The 13772-nt window shown below is 69.0% G+C and carries 10 protein-coding genes and 1 tRNA gene; 5 read left to right on the top strand and 6 right to left on the bottom strand.

Translation table 11 applies throughout. The features are described 5' to 3' along the window. Window positions 1-133 precede the first annotated feature (133 nt). The 3 genes from FHS23_RS05595 to FHS23_RS05585 all read left to right on the top strand — a co-directional run bounded on the left by FHS23_RS05595 (window position 134) and on the right by FHS23_RS05585 (window position 3555). Window positions 134-2245, top strand: coding sequence for a transglycosylase domain-containing protein (locus tag FHS23_RS05595; protein ID WP_183648767.1), 2112 nt, complete (start codon window positions 134-136; stop codon window positions 2243-2245). A 238-nt stretch (window positions 2246-2483) separates the two neighbouring features. Further along, window positions 2484-3437, top strand: coding sequence for a metallophosphoesterase (locus FHS23_RS05590; RefSeq protein ID WP_183648764.1), 954 nt, complete (start codon window positions 2484-2486; stop codon window positions 3435-3437). 44 nt (window positions 3438-3481) lie between these two features. After that, window positions 3482-3555 (top strand) — tRNA-Pro (locus FHS23_RS05585). A 265-nt stretch (window positions 3556-3820) separates the two neighbouring features. Here the strand turns inward: FHS23_RS05585 and FHS23_RS05580 are convergent. The 3 genes from FHS23_RS05580 to FHS23_RS05570 all read right to left on the bottom strand — a co-directional run bounded on the left by FHS23_RS05580 (window position 3821) and on the right by FHS23_RS05570 (window position 8207). Then, window positions 3821-6157 carry a PQQ-dependent sugar dehydrogenase gene (locus FHS23_RS05580; RefSeq protein ID WP_246381339.1) on the bottom strand — a complete coding sequence of 779 codons (2337 nt, stop codon included), beginning with the start codon at window positions 6155-6157 and terminating at the stop codon, window positions 3821-3823. 137 nt (window positions 6158-6294) lie between these two features. Further along, window positions 6295-6909 (bottom strand): hypothetical protein, encoded by a 615-nt coding sequence (locus FHS23_RS05575; protein ID WP_343053662.1) that lies wholly within the window; start codon window positions 6907-6909, stop codon window positions 6295-6297. Window positions 6910-7391: 482 nt separating this feature from the next. Next, window positions 7392-8207, bottom strand: a complete 816-nt coding sequence (locus FHS23_RS05570; protein WP_183648761.1) for a potassium channel family protein — start codon at window positions 8205-8207, stop codon at window positions 7392-7394. A 159-nt stretch (window positions 8208-8366) separates the two neighbouring features. Here FHS23_RS05570 and FHS23_RS05565 point away from each other — a divergent pair, with 159 nt between their 5' ends. Continuing rightward, entirely contained in the window at window positions 8367-10247 is a 1881-nt protein-coding gene (locus tag FHS23_RS05565; protein ID WP_343053661.1) for a S9 family peptidase, read from the top strand. A 186-nt stretch (window positions 10248-10433) separates the two neighbouring features. On the opposite strand, the gene dps is transcribed toward FHS23_RS05565, so the two are convergent. Both dps and FHS23_RS05555 read right to left on the bottom strand, forming a co-directional pair. Continuing rightward, window positions 10434-10910 (bottom strand): DNA starvation/stationary phase protection protein Dps, encoded by a 477-nt coding sequence (dps, locus tag FHS23_RS05560; RefSeq protein ID WP_183648755.1) that lies wholly within the window; start codon window positions 10908-10910, stop codon window positions 10434-10436. A 138-nt stretch (window positions 10911-11048) separates the two neighbouring features. After that, on the bottom strand, window positions 11049-11618 hold the full coding sequence (locus tag FHS23_RS05555; protein ID WP_183648752.1) for an NAD(P)H-dependent oxidoreductase: 570 nt from the start codon (window positions 11616-11618) through the stop codon (window positions 11049-11051). A 216-nt stretch (window positions 11619-11834) separates the two neighbouring features. Between FHS23_RS05555 and FHS23_RS05550 the strand changes: the two genes are divergently transcribed. Then, window positions 11835-12896, top strand: a complete 1062-nt coding sequence (locus FHS23_RS05550) for an alpha/beta hydrolase (RefSeq protein WP_183648748.1) — start codon at window positions 11835-11837, stop codon at window positions 12894-12896. A 114-nt stretch (window positions 12897-13010) separates the two neighbouring features. Here FHS23_RS05550 and FHS23_RS05545 read toward each other — a convergent pair whose 3' ends face one another. Continuing rightward, window positions 13011-13559: a hypothetical protein gene (locus FHS23_RS05545; protein WP_183648745.1), complete on the bottom strand. Its 549-nt coding sequence runs from the start codon at window positions 13557-13559 to the stop codon at window positions 13011-13013. Between the last annotated feature and the right edge of the window lie 213 nt (window positions 13560-13772).

The following is a 13772-nucleotide window of genomic DNA, read 5'->3' as shown; positions in this document are numbered from 1 at the left end:
ACGGTCAAGTACAGGTCCCTACAATGTTTCGACTCGCCGGTTGGAGCATTTTCCACTGAAGTGGGTATTCGCGGCGGCTCCCGCGCGGCGTAGCCAACCCGCACGTGACGCGCGGTGTGCGTACCCTGGCTGCGTGGGTAAGCGAAGCGGTCTGCTGAAGATGTTGGGGCTCTGCCTGCTGGCCGGAGTGCTGGTGGCAGGGATCCTCTTCCCCGTGGTCGGCGTCGCCGGTGTCGTGTCGAACCAGGCGAGCGACACCGTGGAGTCGATGTCGGCCGAGCTCGCGGACGAGCCGCCGCCGCAGCTGACGACGGTCACGGACCGGGGCGGCAAGCCGATCGCCACGCTGTACAACCAGTACCGCGTGCCGACGAAGCCCGACCAGATCTCGGACGCCATGAAGTGGTCGCTGATCTCGATCGAGGACCGCCGCTTCTACGAACACACCGGCGTCGACTGGAAGGGCACGCTGCGCGCCGCGATCAGCAACAGTTCGGGCGGCGACACCCAGGGCGCCTCGACGCTGACGCAGCAGTACGTGAAGAACTACCTGATCAACGTCACCTACCGCGACGACGAGATCGGCCAGCAACGCGCGCAGGAGCAGACCATCGCGCGCAAGCTGAAGGAAGCGCGCATCGCGATCCAGCTCGAGACGCGGATGTCGAAGGCGGAGATCCTCGCCGGGTATCTCAACGTCGTCGAGTTCTCGCGGCAGATCTACGGCGTGGGGGCGGCCGCGCGCGCCTACTTCAACACGACTCCCGACAAGCTCGACGTCAACCAGTCGGCGATGCTCGCCGGCATGGTGAACAACCCGGCGGTGCTGGACCCGTGGAACAACCCCGAGGGCGCCAAGAACCGCCGTAACGTGGTGCTCGACTCGATGGTCGACAACCGCAAGCTGTCCGAGGAGGACGCGGAACGGCTCAAGAAGGAGCCGCTCGGCGTCGTGAAGGGCGGTCCGAACAAGCCCGCCGCGAACTGCGTCGGCGCCGGCCCCGAACACGGGTTCTTCTGCCAGTACGTCGAGGACTACCTGATCCGCTCGGGCATCCCGAAGGACGAGCTCTACGACGGCGGATACACGATCCGCACCACGCTCGACCGGCGGATCAACCACCTCGCGAAGAAGTCCGCCGAGGAGCAGGTGCCGAAGATGACCGAGAACGTGGCCAACACGTTGTCGATGGTCCGGCCCGGCAAGAAGCGGCACGAGGTCGTGGCGCTCGCGGCCAACCGCGACTACGGCCTGGACAAGGAAGCAGGCCAGACGACCTACGCCCTGCCGTCCGACACGTGGAACGTCACCGGTGCCGGGTCGAGCTACAAGATCTTCACCGCGGCCGCGGCGATGCAGCACGCCGGCGTCGGCATCCACGACTCACTGCCGTCCCCGGGGTCGTACACATCGTCGCGTTACACCAATGCCGGAGCGCCGTACACGGTGGGCAACGCGGGTGAGTACCCGCCCAACCTGACCCTGCAGGACGCGCTCGCGAAGTCACCGAACACCACGTTCGTGCATCTCGTCGACCGCGTCGGCATGAAGCCGATCGTCGACATGGCCTACAAGCTCGGCCTGCGCAGGACGATGCAGTCGAACGCCGGGAACGGCGGCGCGATCGACAAGGAGGCCGGCGGGCAGTACGCCATGTCGCAGCGGAAGTACTACGGCCCGCGGGAGAATTCGCGCGGTATGCCGTCGTTCACGCTGGGCGTCAGCCCGACGAACCCGCTCGAGATGGCGAACGTTGCCGCGACCATCCTCAGCGGCGGCACCTGGTGCCCGCCGACCCCGGTCCTCAAGGTCACCGATCGCGACGGCAACCCGGTGAAGGTCGACGAGAACCCGTGCCAGCAGGTCGTGAACGAGGATCTGGCGAACTCGCTGGCCGTCGGCATGAGCAAGGACGACCTCCCCGGCGGCACGTCGGCCGCCGCGGCCGAGGCCGTCGACTGGTCGCGCCCGATGATCGGCAAGACCGGCACCACGCAGAGCAACGCCTCCGGCGCGTTCATCGGCGGCACGCCGCAGCTGGCCGCCGCGTCGATGGTGTTCAAGCCGGAACGCCCGATGGGCGGCATCGTGGACGGCGGCCCCGGCAACGTCTACTCCGTCAGCGGCGAAGGCAACATCTTCGGCGGTAAGTCACCGGCGCGCACCTGGTTCAACGCCATGAAGAAGATCATGGAAGGCGAGCCGGTCCGCCAGCTCCCGAAGGCCAGCCCCCGCTACAAGTAGCCGCCCGCTCGGGTGAAAGCCCCCGGTGAGGAGGGCCCGAACGTCCACCTGGTGTCCGGTCGAGCTTTCGGACCGGCCGGACACCAGGCGACCCCGGCAGGCGCGTAGGCGTGGACGTCCTTCTCGTGTGGGGCGCCGGAAACGCGGCAGGCGCCACGGCCCCGATTCGACGCGCCCCTGACGGCCGGCCGCACGCGCGTACGCTGGGCGCGTGCACCTGCAGGGCAAGGGAGATCCCATGAAGCGCCTCGTCACCGCGACGGCCGCCGTCGGCGCCGCCACCCTCGGCTACGCCGTCGGCGTCGAACGCAGGAACTGGACACTGCGCACCGCCTCACTGCCGGTCCTCGACGACGACGCCTACCCCGTCCGCGTCCTGCACGTCTCCGACCTGCACATGCTGCCCGGCCAGAAGGCCAAACAGCGCTGGGTCGCCGCTCTCGACGAACTCGAACCCGACCTCGTCGTCAACACCGGCGACAACCTCGCCCATCGCCGCGCCGTACCCGACGTGCTTCGCGCCCTCGGGCCGCTGCTCGACCGTCCAGGCGTGTTCATCTTCGGCAGCAACGACTACTACGCGCCCAAACCCAAGAACCCCGCCCGCTACCTCATGCCCAAGGGCCGCAAGAAGCGGATCCACGGCAAACACCTGCCGTGGCGCGACCTGCGCGCCGCCCTGATCGAACGCGGCTGGCACGACCTCACCCACCGCCGCACCACCTTCGACGTCGCAGGGCAGCGCATCTTCGCCGCGGGCGTCGACGACCCCCACCTGCGGCGCGACCGGTTCAACGAGATCGCAGGCCCCGTCGACGCGGAAGTCGTGCTCAAACTCGGCATCACCCACTCGCCCGAACCGCGCGTGCTCGACCCGTTCGCCTCCGAGGGCTATGATCTCGTCCTCGCAGGTCACACCCACGGCGGACAACTCCGCATCCCCGGCGTCGGCGCCCTCGTCACCAACTGCGAACTCGACCGCTCCCGCGCCCGCGGCATCTCCCGCTGGGGCGCCGACATGTGGCTCGGCGTCTCCGCCGGACTCGGCACCTCGCCCTACGCCCCCGCCCGGTTCGCCTGCCCACCGGAGGCAACCCTCCTGACCCTCGTTCCTCGCAGCTCAACGACCACACGCAAGGACACCACCGCCCGAAGGACCACCCGCCGTAAAGCCCGCAGCGAAGTCCGCTAGACTATCTCCCGACCCGCTCACCGGGAGACCGGTGAACACATCATCGGGGTGTGGCGCAGCTTGGTAGCGTGCCTCGTTCGGGTCGAGGAGGTCGTGGGTTCAAATCCCGCCACCCCGACGAGAGAAAGAGACCTCTGTCCGCGGAAAGCGCGGACAGAGGTCTCTTTCTTTGTGCCCCGGGAGAACTGCACATCGCGCCGGTGCCCGTGTTGCAGGTTCCGGAGCCCGTGTTGCAGGTTCCAGGGCCCGTGTTGCGGATCCCGGGGCCCGTGTTGCAGGTCCGGGGAGCCGGCCAGCACCGGAGACCGCCCGTGCGGGCACTCCGATCCGGAACGGGTCGTGGTGGGCCGCACCGTCCGGCACGACCCACCACGACGCCATCGTTACTCGCCCCGGAAGCGGGCGTACTGCTCGGCGATCGTCGGACCGTCGGCAGCCTCGTCCAGGAACATCAGCGAATCCATGCTGCAGTTGCACGGGTTCTTCTCCGACGTGTTCTGCGGGAAGCTACCGCCGATCTTGATGCCGCGCGGGTTCGTCGCACTCGTCGGCGAACCGTCCACCTGCCACGGGTCACCGTCCTTGACGTACGACCCCTCCAGCGGCTCGCCGTTGCGGTACAACGCCATCTCGCCGGTCGTGTAGTCGAACGTCGCGGCCAGGTGCACCCACTCGCCCTTCGGCAGGAGCTCACGCCAGTCCTGCTCGGCCGCGAACGTCTGCGACTCGCCACCGTCCAGCCGCCTTCCCAGGGCCACCAGCCTCATCTCGCCGTCGACCTCGATCAACTCCAGCAGCGCACGCACGTCGTGACCGTCCGAATCGCCGCTCAGCACACCCGCCAGGCCGACGGAGTTGTACCGCGCGTCCGGATCGTCCGACGACGGGTCCGGGCTCGGGTTCTCACCCGTCATCTTCACCCAGCCCATCACCGTGATCCCGTCGGCGGCGTTGAACGCGTTCAACGACTCGACACCGTTCTCGTCGCCGTCCCACAGGCCCGCCTTCCAGTCGTCGTTGCCGACCTGGCCGGGGTTGACCTGTTTCAACTGCAACGAGTTGTTGCTGCCGGGGAACGCGCCGCCGTCGACGCGCATGTCCTCGCCACCGTTGACCAGGTCCAGCAGCGTGTTCGCGCTGCCCTGCCCGGCCTCCTTCGCGCCGTCCACGGCGAACGGGTGCTCGAAGTCGTAGTGCGCGACGAGGTTGTCCGACACGGCGTCGGTGACCTCCGACGGCTCCGCCGGCTTCACGTCGGTGACCTTCCAGATCTTGCCGTTCGCCTTGGCCAGCAGGTAGAGCTCACCCGCCGCGTCGGTGCCGAACCGCAGGTCGACCCGGCCGTCGTCGACGAAGTCGCTCATCCGCTTACGCTCGCCGTCCGAGTCGAACAGCTGCACCTCCGTGATCGGTTCCCGGTTCTTGCCGCGGCTCATGTCGGCCGCCTCGGTGCTGAACACCTCGCCGTCGACCAGATCGCCGAAGATGTACTTACCCTGCAACTCCGGATGTGCGTCGCCGCGGTAGACCTGGCCGCCCGAGATCGCGTGCCCACTGTCCGAATTGCACGGCCAGTTCTCCGGCGCGTCGTGGTCGTAGGCCGCGACCGGGTAGGTGTAGCCGTTCTTGGGGTCGTCCGGCGGCAGCGGGTACAGCACGCACTGCTTCTCCGGGTCGAACCGGAAACGGCCCTCCCGTTCGCTCCAGCCGAGGTTGTCGCCCTTGTCCACCTTGTACACGGCCTCGAGCGCCCGCTGTCCGATGTGGCCGAGGTACATCTCGTTCTTGCCCTCGGGATCCCACGTGAAGCGGTGCGGATCGCGCATACCCAGCGCGTAGATCTCGCCGAGCGCGTCCTGCTCCCCGACGAACGGGTTCGACTCCGGGATGCCGTACGCACCGTCCGGGCCGTTCGTGCCCTCCGGGTCGATCCGCAGAATCTTGCCCGCCGGGTTGTCGAGTGCCTGCGGAACGTCGGTACCGACACCGTCTCCGCCGTCGCCGACCGCCATGTACAGCAGCCCGTAGTCCTCGTCACCCGGCTCGGCCGTCGGGTTGAAGTCGATCTGCTGGATCGCGTGGATCTGCGTCGCGAAGCCGAACCGGAAGATCTCACGGTGCGTACCGGAGAACGTGTTCGCCGACGGATCGTCGGCCGTCCACTCGGTCACGACGCTCTGCACGTCGGCGTTCGGCTGGTTGGGGTACGTCGGCTCGTTCTCCGCGATGCCCTCCTCGCCGACCGAGTGCACGGTGTAGAACTTGCCGTTCTCCTCGAACTCCGGGTGGAACGTGACGAAGCCGAATCCCGTTCCCATGCCGCGGCCGGAGAAGAAGTGCTCGTCCTCGTCGCGCATGTCGAGATATTCGTGCTGCTTCCCGTCACCGGCGAGCAGATACATCGGGCCGTTGAGGTCGGGCACGTACTTCCGGCCCGAATCGTCCGGCACCTCGCCGATGTAGTTGATCCGGTTGTACCGCATCAACCGCTCGTCCGTCGGCGGTGGTGTCGGCTCGGTCTCCGGCAGTTGCGCGTACTCCTCGAGCACCAGCCCCAGTTCCGCAGGCCGCGGATCCTCCGGGATCGGATCGGTGATCGGTTCGTCACCGGTCGCAGGCGGACCTGCGGCCGGTTGCGCGCCGCCGGCAGGCGCCGTCAGCGACATCGTGAGGACGGCCGCCGTGACGACCGGCACCCACCAGTTTCTCTTGCCCATCATTGGACTCCATCCCACGTGCTCATGTTTTTCACGTGCTTGGATCGGTTTCCGGTCGACGCGCATGCGGACACGCGTCGGCCCGCCCTGTCCGAAAGGGACTCCTCCGGACGGGGACGTCTACAGTGGAGCTGCGCCCGTCAGCCGCGGATGCCCAGCGCGGTCACGTCGCGAATGCGGCCGTAGTTGTCGAAGGAACCGAATCCGATGCGACCGCCCGAGAAGCTCCTGTCGGTCGCCGTCATCAACGGCTTGCGCGAACCGTCGACGTGCACGGCGATGCGACCCGAGGGCGCGTGATAGTCGAGGCGCACGTCGTGCCAGGCGCGGTCGTCGATCGCGGGTGGCGCACCCAGCTCGCCGTCCCACTGGTCGTCGATGCGTTCCCGGTCGGCGTCGTCGACCTTGAAGATGCCGTTGTGCGGGTAGATCGTGTTGTCCTGCGACAGGTGGACGTAGTAGAAGCGCGTCGGCGATCGGTAGTTGAAGATCAGAACGACGTCGCGATCGCCGCGCGCGACGGGTTCGTCGATGCGCACGGTGGCGCGATAGCGGACCGATTCCAGCTCGGGGCCCGCGTCGACGATCGCGTACTCGAAGGGCCTGCGCGGCCCCTCCGGTGGGTCGCCGCGCTCCGACTGGATCACCTGCCGGCCGTCGAACGTCCACTTGTCGGGGTTGAGCGGCGACCAGTCCCGCGGTGTCGGTTCCGGCCGAACGACGGAGAACCGGCCGTGTCCTGGCGGTCCGCCCACACCGGACACAGCCGGTCCCGGAGGCTGCCCCGGTGACGCACCTCCCTCAGGAGGTGGTGTCGCGGTCGCCGTCGGGGCCACCGCCAGCGAAAGGGTGACGGCGGCTGCGACGGCGACGATCCGCCACGGCTTCGCCGCACGTGGCGGCGATGTCGGATCCGTATTGCGTGCGCTGGAAGTCGTTCGGGCATGCGTGAACGTGCGATGCATGATCCTCCCCGCTCGGCGAACCGTGCTGCGGCCGCCGGTGATGCGATTTGGCAACTCATGCGGCACCGCCACCTCGACGAGCGATCATGTCGACGAGCCGGCGCCATGCGCGAAGAACTCAGCGATCACCTCCGTTGGCTCGCCGTACGACTCGTCGTTGTAAGCGCTTTAAGTGTTGTAAGCGCTTTCCGAAAGCGCTTCCCGAAGCATAGGAGCGGTGATCCACAACCGCAAGGGCCGCATCGCGGACGATTTCGGACGGAAAGGAGTCGCTACGCCCGGGAGTCGTCGGTGCGCGAGCCGGACAACTCCTGCCGCAGAGCGGTGATCTCCGCCTTCAGATCGGCGACCTCGCCGCGCAGCTCCTCGGTCTGCAGCGCATCGGCCCGCCTGGTCTCGCGCTCCGATTCCTCCAAACCGCCGAACTTCTCGACGAACCACGATGCGATCGAACCGGTGACCACACCGAGCAGCGCGATGCCCGCGAGCATCAGGCCGGTCGCGATGAGCTTGCCGTTGGCCGTCACCGGCGAGTAGTCGCCGTAACCGACGGTGGTGATGGTCGTCATCGTCCACCACAGGGCGTCGCCGAAGTTCGTGATCATGGCGTCCGGGTGGCCTCGTTCGACCTCGAGGGCGGCGAGCGCGGCGGACACACCGACCAGCACCGTCGCGCCCGACACGTACGCCACGACCTGCCCCCGCACTCGCGCCTGGATGCGGCGGTTGATCAGGACCAGCACCATGATCAGGCGCAGCACCCGTAGCTGGCGCAGCATCGGCACCGCAATGACGACGAGATCGAACAGGTTCCGCAGCACGAACCTCCCTCGCCGCCTGCTCAGCGACAGCCGGATGAGGTAGTCGGCCGCGAACGCCGCCCACACCGACCACATGGCGACATCCAGCGTCGAGCGCAGGTCGCCGTCCATGTCCGGCTGCAGGACGATCCAGGCATAACCACCCGCGAAGAACAGCACGGACAGCGCGATCATCGGCCATTCGGTGCGTTGCTCCCAACGCCGCAGCTGTGTCTCGTCGGGTTCGTCACGGGCGCCGTTGTCGGTGCGCACGGATTCGGCAGACATCGCGCCCATGATGACGACCGCCCCTTCCGGCGGTGCCACGACCCCGCAACCCCACCGATGACAGGTGTCACGAGGCGTCCCGGCGAGCAGCCCGGGGCCGGCCCCGACAGGCGCGGCGCACGGCGGCCGCACGACCCGGGCCTGGCAGTATCGACAGCCGTGACGACACAGCAGCCAGGCGAGAAGCAGTATCCGGCCCCACACGTTCCCGAACGGCTCTTCCCCGACGAGGCGGCCGAGCGGCGCTGGCGGTCCCGGTTCCTGGCGCCGCGCGTATCGGTGCCGGACTGGGCGCTCGACGCACCCGACGCCAGTATCTACGTGTCCAACGCCAGCGGTGTCTGGGAGATCTACGCGTGGGACCGCGCCACGGGCGAACGCAGGCAGGTCACCGACCGTCCCAACGGGACGTTGCACGGGACGGTGTCGCCCGACGGCGAGTCGATCTGGTGGTTCGACGACACGGACGGCGACGAGTTCGGCTCCTGGGTCCGCCAGCCGTTCGACGCGGGCGGCGCGCCGCAGCACACCGAGACCGCCAAGGCCGCCAAGGCCGCCAAGGCCGTCGCCGACGTCCCGGACGGCTACCCCGCGGGCCTGGAGATCGGCCACCGGCTCGTCGCGGTCGGCGTGTCCACCGACGACGGCAGCGCGCTGTACACCCACGCGGGTGGGGAGACGACGCGCTTCTACTTCCGTTCGGAGGACGCGGGTATCGCGGCGCTGTCCAGGGACGAACGGCTGCTGGCGATCGCCCACTCCGAGCACGGCGACTCCCGCCACCCCGCCGTCCGCGTGCTCGCCACCGGCGGGTTCGAGGCCGTCGCCGACAAGTGGGACGGCGAGGGCAAGGGCCTCGACGCGCTGGAGTTCTCGCCCGTCGAAGGTGATCCGAGGCTGCTGCTCCTGCACGAACGCCGTGGCAGGGAGGAGCTGCTCATCTGGGACGTCGAGGCCGACACCGAGCAGGAGATCGAGCTCGACCTGCCCGGCGAGGTCGCGGGCACGTGGTACCCGGACGCCGATGCGCTGCTGATCGTCCACTTCCACGAGGGCCGCAGCTCGCTGTACCGCTACGACTTGGCGTCCGCCGAGCTCGCCGCGTTGGACACTCCGCCGGGCCGCATCGGCGGTGGTGGCGTACGCCCCGACGGCAGCGTCGAGTACTCGTGGTCCAACGCCGCGCAGCCGCCTGTCGTGCGGGTCCGCCGCGTCGACGGGACCGACGAGGTGCTGCTGACCCCGCCCGGCGATCCCGCCCCTGGGTCGCAGGCGCTCGAGGACGCGTTCGTCGACGGGCCCGGCGGCCGCATCCACGCGCTCGTCGCCAAGCCGGCGGGCACCGACGGCCCCCGACCGACCGTCTTCCTGCTGCACGGCGGTCCGCACGCCGCCGACGAGGACCGCTTCTCCGCCTATCGCGCCGTGTGGCTGGACGCCGGGTTCGCGGTCGTCGAGGTCAACTACCGCGGATCGACGGGCTACGGCTCGGCGTGGCGCGACGCCATCGAGGGCAGACCAGGCCTGACCGAGCTCGAGGACGTCGCCGCGGTGCACGACTGGGCCGTGAGCAGCGGACTGACCGATCCGCAGCGGTGCGTCGTCAGCGGTGGCTCGTGGGGCGGCTACTTGACGCTGCTGGCGCTCGGCACACAACCGGGCCGGTGGACGGCGGGCGTCGCGGGCGTACCCGTCGCCGACTACGTCGCAGCCTACGAGGACGAGATGGAGCAGCTGCGCTCGTTCGACCGCGCGTTGTTCGGCGGATCACCCGAGGAAGTGCCCGATGTCTACCGCGAGTGCTCCCCGCTGACGTATCTCGACGCCGTGGCAGCTCCGGTGCTGGTCCTCGCGGGCGACAACGACCCGCGTTGCCCGATCCGCCAGATCGAGAACTACCTCGACGGGCTCGCCGAGCGCGGCGCAGCGCACGCCTTCTACCGCTACGACGCGGGTCACGGCTCCCTGGTGATCTCCGAGACGATCACGCAGACCGCGATCGAGGTCCACTTCGCGATGGAGGCCGTCGGCCTCGCCTGACACGGACGCGCACAGCCGGCCCCGCACGTGTTGTGGGGCCGGTGCGCGGGCGACCGAAAGGGCACCAGGGCACCTTGGGGCGTTCAACGCCCCGAATGTCCCCTCGGTCTTGCAGCCTTGGGGTTCGCCCTGCGTGATCCGGCCCACCGGGCACACCGCCGGTGGGCCGCTGCAGGTGGGGCGGGACTACTGCTGCTGGGCCTGCCACATCCAGTGTTGCTTCTCGAGTTCGGCCGCGATCTCGATGAGCAGGTCCTGGGTGACGAGGTCGGCCTTGTCGGTCTCGTCGATACTCTTCCGGATGCGCCCGATCAGCTCGGAGAGGAGCTCGACGATGGCGTCGACGGTGGCCTTCGTGTCCTGCCAGTTGTCCGGGTAGTCCGACAGCCCGGAGCTCTCGGAGACCGTCGAGGCCTTGCCGTTCGGCGAGACCCCGATGGCGTTGGCGCGCTCGGCCACCGAGTCGGTGTAGGTGCGAGCGGTCGACACCAGCTCGTCGAGCTGCAGGTGAACACTGCGGAAGTTGGTGCCGACCACGTTCCAGTGGGCCTGCTTCGCGATCAATGACAGGTCGATCAGGTCCACCAGCGTGCTCTGCAGCACGTTCGCGGTGATCTTCTTGTCGCTGTCCTTGAGCGGGCTGCTGATCGGCGACTTGGCCATCGTTTCCTCCTGCGGTGCGCTCCCCTGCAAGCGCTCGAAGCTGTCGAAACGTCATGTGCTGCGCGCAGCAGGCGGCGCGCGTGCCACCGCCGCGTTCGGGGGATTACCGCGTAGCCGGATTCCCAAACCCGGCGGCCGTCATGCGCGGCGCTGGGCGAACTCGGCGACCTGGGTGCCGATGAGACGCAGCGTCCGCTCGACCTTCTCCTCCGAGGCGCCGCCTTCCGGGTCGAACTTGACTTCGGCGGTGTTGACGGCGCCGCCCAACGGCGTGGGCCAGCCGCGGAGCGCGTGGGTGATGGTGCGCAGCTGGTCGAGCGTGGTGACCGCCGCCTGCCAGCCGTGGGCCACGCCGACCGCCCCGACCGCGCGGCCGTCCAAGTAGGGACGCCGGTCCTCGCGCAGGTCCTCGATGTAGTCGAGGGCGTTCTTGATGAGCCCTGACAACGCGCCGTGGTAGCCCGGCGAGACGACGACGACCCCGTCGGCCTCGCGGACGGCCTCGACGAGTTGGCCGGCGCGGGGCGTGCGCTCCGCGGACACCGCGTCGTAGAACGGCAGGTTCAGCGCCTGGCCGCAGATGGCGAACGTCTCGGCACCCGCGTCGGCCGCGCCGGCGAGTGCGACCCGCAGTGCCCGTTCGGTCTGCGAGCCGTCCCGCAACGAGCCACCGATACCGAGCACCTTGATCGCGCCTGATGAAGTCACGACCCCGAGGCTAAGGCCTCGACCTAGGTAGAAGTCCACTACGGCGACGCGGAGACGACATCCGTCACACCTCGCCGCGGATGACGATCCGTGAGCGGGCGGTTTCCCGCCGAACACCCCGCGGTGGTACGGAATGCGGACATCGGAGACTGGCAGCGTCGGCTACTCGAAAGTAACCTCACGAGCGCAGTCAGAGTCGACGGGAAGGCACCACCGATGGCGATTCCACCTCAGATCCGCGCCCAGGCCGTGGCCATGAAGACGATCTACGCGCTGCCGGCACCGCTGCGCCGACTGATCGCGGGCAAGCCGGTCCGGCTGGACGGGCAGGAACTCGCACTCGACGCACAGTTGCTGCTGCGGATGCAACAGCTGTCCGGAACGTCGCTCGTCGACTCGAACTTCGACGTCGACCGCTCGCGCGCCGCCCTCGACGCCGCCCGGCATCTGGTCAGCGGCGCACCGATCCAACCGGTCGCGACCCGCGAACTCATGATTCCCGCCGACCACGGCGAGGTCCCCGCCCGGCTGTACACACCGCAGGGACTGGCCGACGGTTCGCCGTTGCTCGTCTTCTACCACGGCGGCGGGTTCGTGATCGGCACGCGCGACAGCCACGACAACACCGCCCGCTTCCTCGCCAAGCAGGCGGGCGTGCGGGTGCTCTCGGTCGAGTACCGCCTCGCCCCGGAGCATCCGTTCCCCGCGGCCCAGCGGGACGCACTCGCGGCGTTCGACTACGCCCACGCGAAGGCCGTCGACCTCGGGGCCGACGCCGCACGGATCGCCGTCGGCGGGGACAGCGCGGGTGGCAACCTCGCCGCGGTGACGTCACTGGCCGCCACGCGTCGCGGCGGCGCAGCGCCCGCCTTCCAGCTGCTGCTGTACCCGGCGGTGGACTCGACGACCCGGCGCCGTTCGCGGGAACTGTTCGGCAACGGCTTCTTCCTCACCGACGAGCACATGACCTGGTTCGTCGACCAGTACGCGCCTGCCGGTGTCGACCGTTCCGACCCGTTGCTCTCACCCCTGCTCGCCGACGACCACACCGGACTGCCACCCGCCTACATCGTCACCGCGGGATTCGACCCACTGCGTGACGAGGGTGAGGCGTACGCCGCCAAGCTGGCGGACGCGGGTGTACCCGTGGGCCTCAGCAGGCAGGAGGACCTGATCCACGGGTTCGTCAACTTCACGGGCATCGGCACCCGGTTCCGCGAGGCGACCGCCGAGGCCGCGGGCGCTCTCCGCATGGGCCTGTCGGGACAGGCCCGGTAGCTTCGCCGGCCGAAACGGAAGTCCCCGGAGGCACCGTGATTGCACTGAACGCAACCAGGTGCCCCCGGGGACTTTCTCGGAACGTCGACTTCTCGACGTGGCACTCGCCGCCTGTTACGGCGCCGGGACGTCCGGCACCTCCGGAACCTCCGGCGTCTCCGGCACCGACGGCACCTCCGGCGCAGGGACCGGGCCGAGCAGCCCGGAAAGCAGCCCCTGCACCGTCGCGAGCAGCGACTGCAGCAGACCGTTCACCGCGCTCAACGGGTCCGGCAGCGCAGGCAACTGCCGCATCTCGGGACCCGCCGTGTACGCGCGCGGCTCGGCCTGCGGGTTCGCGAGGACGTCCTGCACCTTCGCGTTCTGCGACAGCGCCTTCTTCGCATCGCTGACGGCCTGCCGCGAGGCCGGTGCGGCCGCGAGGCGGTCCAGGACCGGGTCGATGTCGGTGAGCGTGGCCTTCGTACCCTGCACGTCACCGGAATAGGCCCGGTCGGTGAGCTGGTCTCTCAGGTCCAGCAGGCGGTGTGCACTCGACTGGGTCGTGACCGAGCCGCTGCCGTCGTCGCTGATGCTCGCGGCCGTCGCGATCCCCGACGTGGAGACCGCGATCGCGGCCCCCGACAGCACCGCGGCGACCGTGCGAGCGAATCCGGACTTCATGACTGCCAACCTCCTGGCGTGGGAGAGCAACGAACAGGTCCAGCCGTACCAACCGGAACCCCCGTGCACACCCTGCAATCCCCTGATCCCGTGGCGTAACCACATCACGGCACGTGTCCACGACCGCCGGACTACTGGGCCGTGCGGGGGTGTCGCCTCACCCGATTGCCGGTACGGCAAGTACCGAGACGAGCGATCCGGGAGTCACCCTGT

The organism is Prauserella isguenensis, assembly GCF_014191605.1.
GTDB classification, from domain to species: domain Bacteria; phylum Actinomycetota; class Actinomycetes; order Mycobacteriales; family Pseudonocardiaceae; genus Prauserella; species Prauserella isguenensis.
The sequence above is the reverse complement of the archived record's forward strand: the minus strand, read 5'-3'. Positions and strand labels throughout refer to the sequence as shown.

What these genes read in the sequence shown, in the direction of transcription:
- FHS23_RS05590 (WP_183648764.1), top strand. Translation starts at nt 2,484, where the DNA reads ATGAAGCGCCTCGTCACCGCGACGGCCGCCGTCGGCGCCGCCACCCTC.
- FHS23_RS05580 (WP_246381339.1), bottom strand. Translation starts at nt 6,157, where the DNA reads ATGATGGGCAAGAGAAACTGGTGGGTGCCGGTCGTCACGGCGGCCGTC.
- FHS23_RS05570 (WP_183648761.1), bottom strand. Translation starts at nt 8,207, where the DNA reads ATGTCTGCCGAATCCGTGCGCACCGACAACGGCGCCCGTGACGAACCC.
- dps (WP_183648755.1), bottom strand. Translation starts at nt 10,910, where the DNA reads ATGGCCAAGTCGCCGATCAGCAGCCCGCTCAAGGACAGCGACAAGAAG.
- FHS23_RS05550 (WP_183648748.1), top strand. Translation starts at nt 11,835, where the DNA reads ATGGCGATTCCACCTCAGATCCGCGCCCAGGCCGTGGCCATGAAGACG.
- FHS23_RS05545 (WP_183648745.1), bottom strand. Translation starts at nt 13,559, where the DNA reads ATGAAGTCCGGATTCGCTCGCACGGTCGCCGCGGTGCTGTCGGGGGCC.